Genomic DNA, 7,340 nt, shown 5'->3' with positions numbered 1-7,340 from the left:
TAAAGACGTTAAGCGTACTCAGCGAGATTATACATTAGGCTTTAAATTATCTATTGTTGAGCAAGTAGAAAAAGGCGACTTCACCTATAAACAAGCGCAAAGTCATTACGGTATTCAAGGCCGCAGTACCGTTCTGGTATGGCTGCGAAAACATGGTAAATTAGATTGGTCTAAACCAACTTATATAGCCAACATGCCTAAATCGAAAGAAACCCCAGCACAAAAAATTAAACGTTTAGAGCGCGAGATAGAAGAGTTACGCCTAAAGGATTTAATCAAAGATGAAATGATTAATATTATGGATGAAGAATATGGAGCGGGCTTGCGAAAAAAGTACATATCCGAGCTATCACGCGCGCAAAAGAAAACCATCAAATAAAGCTTACTCCGTTATGCCGTGCATATGGCGTAACGCGACAAGGTTACTATCAAGCTATGCGCAGAATAGATGCTCGGAATAAAGAATTGGAGCCAGTCAAAGAATTAGTGATGTACTGGCGGCAATTCATGCCTCGTATTGGTGGGAAGAAACTTTATCTGATGATAAAGCCAGACCTGCAAGAGCGTGGCATTAAACTAGGTCGTGATTGTTTTTTTGATTATTTGAGAGAGCATGACTTTCTTGTAAAACCAAAGAAAAATTACACTAAAACAACAAACAGTAACCATTGGATGCGCAAGCATCCCAATTTACTAAAGGAATACATGCCTACTGCGGCCGAGGAAGTCTTCGTTAGTGACATTACATACGTAAAGTCAGCGCAAGGCGTGCATTACCTATCGTTAGTCACTGATGCTTACAGTCGAAAAATAATGGGTTATGAGCTGAGTGATGAAATGAAAGCAACCGATGTAGTCAGAGCATTAGAAATGACAATTAAGCAACGCGTATATAAACGTGATGCCATTCATCATTCAGATAGAGGTTTACAATATTGCTCTGAAGTATATCAAAATGCGCTATTAAAAGAGGGCATTAGACCATCGATGACCGATGGGTATGACTGTTATCAAAACGCATTAGCAGAGCGTATTAACGGGATATTAAAGCAAGAGTTTTTACTGTATAAATGTCGCAATATGGCAGAGTTAAAACAGCTCGTTGAAGAATCGATATTTATATACAATGAAATGCGACCGCACTTAAGTTTGGATATGAAAACACCAAATCAAGTGCATAAAAAAGACCTGGCGCTTTCGCACCAAGTCTTTCATTAAAACCGTCAACCTATTTCAGGACGGGACATTCGGAGAAATCACATGACTGAAAGCAAAAACCAAGTTAACAACCACCAGCCCTATAAGCTGGTGGAAAATATTCACTATAACGTTGTTTCTGAAATTGCTGGTACAGGATGGGCTGCAAATTTCACACATACGGCCAAACCGATACCGCTTATTGCGTGGTTAACGGTTAAAACACCATCTAATAGTCAGTATAGTAATGGTTTAAATGGGGTTAAAAAGGTTGGTTTGGTTTGTCTTGATGGTGTGAATGTTGTTCCGTGTGATTTAGTAGATACGTTTGAATGCTATACAAATCATATTCCAACCATTGAGGTTTATGGGGGGTAGCCTGTACTTATTTAAGTATACCCTAAGCGGTACGTTAGCAACGAGTACACTTTAATACTTTAGGTGTACCGTTTAAAGCTTGATTTTATATAACGGTACTATATACTCTTAGCATCTTAGAGTTAAAACGGTACGGTTATCATGTCAAAAGTTGGGTATGTTCGAGTTAGTTCAGTTGATCAAAACTTAGATAGACAATTAAGCGGTCTAAGCTTAGATAAAGTGTTCGAAGATAAATGCTCTGGTAAAGATACCAACAGGGAAGGGCTAGCCGCTATGCTTGAATATATTCGTGAAGGTGATGAAATTCATGTTCACGATATAAGTCGGTTAGCTCGTAACCTTGAGGACTTACTTACTTTGGTTAAGAGTTTAACAGCGCGAAATATATCAATCTATTTCCACAAAGAGAACTTAATCTTTACTGGTGAAAGCAACCCTATGCAAGATTTAATGCTCAGTATGCTGGGTAGTGTTTACCAGTTTGAACGCTCAATGATTAAAGAGCGCCAATTGGAAGGCGTAGAACAGGCAAAGGCTAAAGGTAAATATAAAGGACGGCCAACAAACATAAGCTTACATGATGAAATAAGAGAACTTAGAGCTGGTGGCTTATCTCTTAGAAAGATAGCAAATCAATGTGATTGTGCGTTATCTACGGTGCAAAGAGCGTTAGCTTAATCAAATTAAATTCCCACTTTATTTAGAGTGGGAATTACTATTCATTGTAGTGGGAACGATTAAGTTATTTAATAACAATGCTTTAGGTTAATCATTCCCACTTTCCCACTATTCCCACCCCCTTTCCCCCTGTCCTGTATCGTAGTGCGGGTTTACTATCAGTAGTAAGATATCAATGCCAGTCATGGCAAGGGCTACAGGCTCATTAGTTTATTTTTCCAAGGTACTTTAAAAGCTTTTATGTATGCGAGGCAGATGTCGCGAGTTTTTAACAGCTACTATTTTCTATAGGGGGGTTCCGATTCTTATTATTGGCCTGTGATAAGTGGGGGGATAGTAAAAGTCTATTGGAATGCTACGAACACCGCCGCCTTAATGAGATTTTTACGTAAGCTGTGAAATAAAGTAAAAAACCCAATAATGAATAGATATTCATTAACCTAGTTGTTTTATTTCGGCTGTAGTTATTTAGTATTGCTTTGTTGATGGTGCTAATAGCATCAAGTGGGTTTTATAAATATGCTCTAAATTACCTTTAACTTAACTGATGGCCGCACTTCATAACGTAAAATAGAGCGCGAGAACCAGATACCAGCCTTTTACAGTGGGAATAGTGGGAAAGTGGGAATTTTTAACTTAACTTATTAATAAATAATAGGCTTATTTGTTCCCAGTGCTAGCTTTAAGCGTTCCCACTGTTTTAATAGTGGGAATACATTCATATAAATGATGTTGTTGCACGAGTAGTCTGAGTTGCAATAAGGTATTATTAATAGGTTTATATTTACGCTTAGTGCATTTATTTTATGGGATAGTATGAAAAAGTTTTTAATTATAATTAAAGTCATTTTAGTTATGTGCCTTTTGCTCGTTGCATTGTGCGTTCCTTTGTTTTTATGGCACGAGAAGTTTGGGCTTGGTTACGGTGGAACAACTGAGGCATGGTCTCACTTTGGAACTTTTTTTAGCGGTATAATTAGCCCTGTACTTGCGTGTTTGTCATTTATAGGCGTAATTATAACAATACGCCAACAAGGAAAAAGCAACAAACTACAAGCCGATGCAAACGAAAAAGCGGAAGTAAACCGAAAGTTGGCTAATGAATTGCAAATTAGAGTTGAAGAAAAGCAACAGGACAATTTTGAGATAAGCATCCAAAATAAAAATGCCATGAGCATTAGAGCTCAAAGTAATGTAGTTCGCTCCACCGCCATAGATATAATAAATAACATACTGGATTACCCAAGAACCCAAGTAGCGAAATCTGCAAGGGTATTGCTACTTGAATTGCAAAACCTGAGTTACGATATCCCAGAGCAATTGAATAGTTATAAAGTTATTCAGCGGGATATCATTGTTCAAGCTCTTAGTGCAGCGGTAAGCCTAGCTCAATTGGTTATAAAGAACTTAGAAAAACATGGTTACGAAGAAACTAAAGAGCTTGACTTAACAATGTACGAGCGAACTATTTCTAAGCTAATAAAAGTCATTGAGGAAAATGGAGGCATGGACGATTAAGAATTTCACACTAATCAAACTTGATTTACACGTCGGTAAAGGAAGTATTAGAACCTGATAATTATGAATTTATTTCATATTCGGACGCGGGTTCAGTTGCATTTTAAGCAGGATATTGATGTAACACCTAATGTAACAATAGGTGTTTTTTAAATTTGTTAAGTGTATATATAACAATATGATACATGGTAAATTCAAATCCCCCCAGCCCACCACTTTAAAACCGCTGTATAGCACGAAATACGTGACTTACAGCGGTTTTTTACTTCTAAACACCCACTAGCAACACACTACAAACCACAGTTTTACTGCACACCGTATATTTAAAGGGCTTCAGAGCGTTTAATACATTTCTACTACTCTTAAAAAATGAGCCAAAATACACGATCAATGCACGAGAAAATCGCCACATTTACTGTTTACTACTAGCCTAAAGTCTCTTTAATAGCTGGTGATAGACATGAATTCCAAAGATAAAAAAGCGATTGTTATGTTACTCGATAATATAGAGTTACGCTCTAAGCATACCATTTATGAACTTCAGCACCTCGTTAGGCAAATTGACTCCATTAAAAAACTAATTAAAAGTAATGATGTTCAGCAACCGAACTATGAACAAATAAAAGAGTTAGTACAAAACGAAACACTTTCACTTCGCCCGACAAGTCCAAACGATCTGGTAAGACGCGAAGAAGTTATTAATATGACTGGCCTATCCCGTTCAACTATATACACTCTTATGAAAAATTCTGAATTTCCATTGAGTATTAAGTTATCCGAACGTTCTGTTGCATGGCGGCGTGGAGACATTCAAAACTGGATAAGCAATAAAATCGCTTCTAAGAATGAACGAGTAAACAAATAGCTAAAAACCATTGGTGCTTTCCAAATGCAGTGGCATAGTTATAATTTATTTTGTGAATCAATTTAATAAGGAATGTTTGTGATAAAAATAATTGCGATAGTTTTTCTGATAATCCTTGGGGTTAGTTTATTAGATTATGGAGTAATAGGTTGGATAATTGGGATTTTGTTAATCAGCGCAGGCATCAACATAATGGGGAAAATTAAACCATAAATATTCTTAGTTGGTGCTTGGAAAGTTGATTGCTTTAAGCAAACCTGTTTGCTGCATATTAGAATCCTAACCTGAGAATGTATTAGGTTCAGACAAGATCTGACATTTCGATTTGAAAAATTGAGAGTTACCCGTTTTGATTAAGGTGTCAAATCTTTAAATCAAAGCAAACTAAGAGGTAACTCTCATGCTTCATACTAACAATCCAATCATCAAACACAAAGCAGGTTTACTTAATCTCGCTGAAGAACTTGGTAATGTATCCAAAGCTTGCAAAGTAATGGGAACATCCAGAGATACATTTTATCGCTATAAAGAACTTGTTGATAGAGGCGGGCTAGACGCACTTATTGATAAAAGTCGTAGAGGCGATAATCTAAAAATCGTGTCGATGAGAAAACTAAAAAGTCAGTAGTGGCTTACGCTATTGAGTTTCCAGCTCACGGGCAAGCTCGAACAAGCAACGAATAGCGTAAGCAAGGAGTGTTTGTCTCTGCCAGTGGGGGACGTTCAATTTGGTTGCGTCACGACTTGGAAAACTTTAAAAAGCGATTGAAGGCGTTAGAGAAAAAAGTCGCTGATGATGGAATTATCCTTACTGACGCGCAAATTGCAGCGCTTGAAAAGAAAAGGCAGGAGGATGAGGTTTGTGGTGAAATTGATACAGCCCATCTAGGCTATCTTGGCTCGCAAGATACATTCTACGTTGGTAATTTAAAGGCGTTGGTCGAATTTACCAGCAGACATTTATCGACACATACAGCAAAGTGGCTTTTGCTAAGCTTTATACGACTAAAACACCCACCACTGCGGCTGACATACTCAACGATAAAGTCCTGCCATATTTTGAACAATATGAGCTTCCTATGCTACGTATACTCACGGATATAGACACTGAATATTGCGGTAAGGTTGAGCATCACGATTATCAGCTTTACTTAGCCATTAATGATATCGAATCATACAAAGACAAAGGCTATGTCGCCTCAGACGAATGGTATATGCGAACGCTTTCACAAAACGATATTACAAGAGTTTTATCAAGTGACGTTTCGTAAGAAGCTATATAACTCACTAGATGAGTTACAAATGGACCTAGACGAATGGATAAAATACTACAATAACGACCGAACTCATCAGAGCAAAATGTGCTGTGGTAGAGCACCACTAGAAACATTATGAATCGCCCCGTGTTTGCCAGAGACTCAATAACTTGAGAAACTGGAACTATGAAAAAATCAAATCGCTATACATCAGAATTTCGTGAACGTGCAATTAGGCTTGTTACCACACAACAGCATGAATACCCTTCTCTTTGGGCTGCGCTAGTATCGATTTCAGATAAACTGGGATGTACCCCAGAAACACTTAGAGCATGGGTCAAGAAATCTCAAGCTCAACCGTCTAAACCCTCTTCTAATACGCAATCAACTGAAGAACGCCTTGCCGTCTTAGAGCGCGAGAATAAAGAGCTCAAGCGAACGAATGATATCCTGAGGCAAGCTGCCGCTTTTTTCGCCCAAGCGGAGCTCGACCGCAAACAGAAGTAATAGTGGATTTTATTGATGCTTGCAGAGAGCATTACGGTGTCGAGTCAATTTGCAAGGAATTGCCGATTGCACCATCAACGTATTATTCTCATAAACAGATACAAAGAGAGCCTGAGCGACTGTCTAACCGCAAAAAGCGTGATGCTGAGCTGATAATACTCATTCGCGAAGTGTGGGAGGATAATATGTCAGTTTATGGTGCAAGAAAAATATGGAAGCAGCTACAGCTTGACGACCATCAAGTCGCCCGCTGTACAGTCGAACGATTGATGCGAGTTATGGGAATTCAAGGTGTTCGTCGGGGTAAAGCACATAAGACAACGATACCTGACGAGCAACAAGATAAGCCACTTGATTTAGTTAATCGTCAATTTACTGCTGAGCAGCCAAATCAACTTTGGGTAGCTGACATCACCTATGTTGCCACATGGAGTGGGTTTGTTTATGTCGCTTTCGTGATAGATGTTTTTTCACGATACATTGTAGGTTGGCGTGTATCAACGACAATGCACACAGAGCTTATTCTTGATGCGTTAGAGCAAGCTATTTGGCATCGTGGCAACCCCGAAGGGTTAATTCACCACAGCGACAGAGGCAGCCAATATTTGTCTATACGATACACTGAGCGACTTGCTGAAGCTGGAATTCAAGCGTCTGTAGGCAGTGTGGGTGACTCTTATGACAATGCATTGGCTGAAACAATAAATGGATTATTTAAAACAGAGATTATTCGCAGAAATGGCCCGTGGAAGAATGTTGATGCTGTTGAATACGCAACGTTAGAGTGGGTCAATTGGTTTAATAATCAACGCTTATTATCTTCAATTGGGTATATTTCACCAGCTCAATATGAAACAGACTACTATGATAATTTAAACGAGTCAGGTAAAGTGGCCTGACTTAAACAAACTGGTCTCCGATGAACTCGGGGCGATTCA

Annotated in this window: 6 protein-coding genes, 1 pseudogene and 1 other annotated feature; all 7 genes and pseudogenes read left to right on the top strand. The window is 38.5% G+C overall.

The window, feature by feature from the left end; genetic code table 11:
• A protein-coding gene (locus L650_RS23985; protein WP_128081048.1) for an IS3 family transposase occupies nucleotides 1-1,218 on the top strand; the annotation gives its coding sequence in 2 pieces (ribosomal slippage) (nucleotides 1-335 and nucleotides 335-1,218; 1,219 coding nt annotated over the 2 pieces). This gene is flagged as partial in the annotation.
• 42 nt (nucleotides 1,219-1,260) lie between these two features.
• On the top strand, nucleotides 1,261-1,575 hold the full coding sequence (locus L650_RS0121785; RefSeq protein WP_029774387.1) for a hypothetical protein: 315 nt from the start codon (nucleotides 1,261-1,263) through the stop codon (nucleotides 1,573-1,575).
• 141 nt (nucleotides 1,576-1,716) lie between these two features.
• Complete coding sequence (locus L650_RS0121780) at nucleotides 1,717-2,256, top strand: recombinase family protein (RefSeq protein ID WP_029774386.1); 540 nt, start codon at nucleotides 1,717-1,719, stop codon at nucleotides 2,254-2,256.
• Nucleotides 2,257-3,072: 816 nt separating this feature from the next.
• A complete protein-coding gene (locus tag L650_RS0121775) occupies nucleotides 3,073-3,774 on the top strand; it encodes a hypothetical protein (RefSeq protein WP_029774385.1) in 702 nt (233 codons plus the stop codon).
• Between the two features lie 460 nt (nucleotides 3,775-4,234).
• A complete protein-coding gene (locus tag L650_RS23980; RefSeq protein ID WP_223230620.1) occupies nucleotides 4,235-4,639 on the top strand; it encodes a helix-turn-helix transcriptional regulator in 405 nt (134 codons plus the stop codon).
• A 400-nt stretch (nucleotides 4,640-5,039) separates the two neighbouring features.
• Nucleotides 5,040-6,034: pseudogene (locus L650_RS23975) on the top strand (IS481 family transposase).
• Between the two features lie 47 nt (nucleotides 6,035-6,081).
• A protein-coding gene (locus L650_RS0121745; RefSeq protein WP_223230517.1) for an IS3 family transposase occupies nucleotides 6,082-7,301 on the top strand; the annotation gives its coding sequence in 2 pieces (ribosomal slippage) (nucleotides 6,082-6,370 and nucleotides 6,370-7,301; 1,221 coding nt in all).
• Nucleotides 6,360-6,476: a sequence feature (AL1L pseudoknot), on the top strand. It overlaps the preceding gene by 117 nt.
• Nucleotides 7,302-7,340: the final 39 nt, after the last annotated feature.

Source organism: Pseudoalteromonas sp. TB51 (assembly GCF_000498055.1).
In the GTDB taxonomy this organism is placed as follows: domain Bacteria; phylum Pseudomonadota; class Gammaproteobacteria; order Enterobacterales; family Alteromonadaceae; genus Pseudoalteromonas; species Pseudoalteromonas atlantica.
The sequence above is the reverse complement of the archived record's forward strand: the minus strand, read 5'-3'. Positions and strand labels throughout refer to the sequence as shown.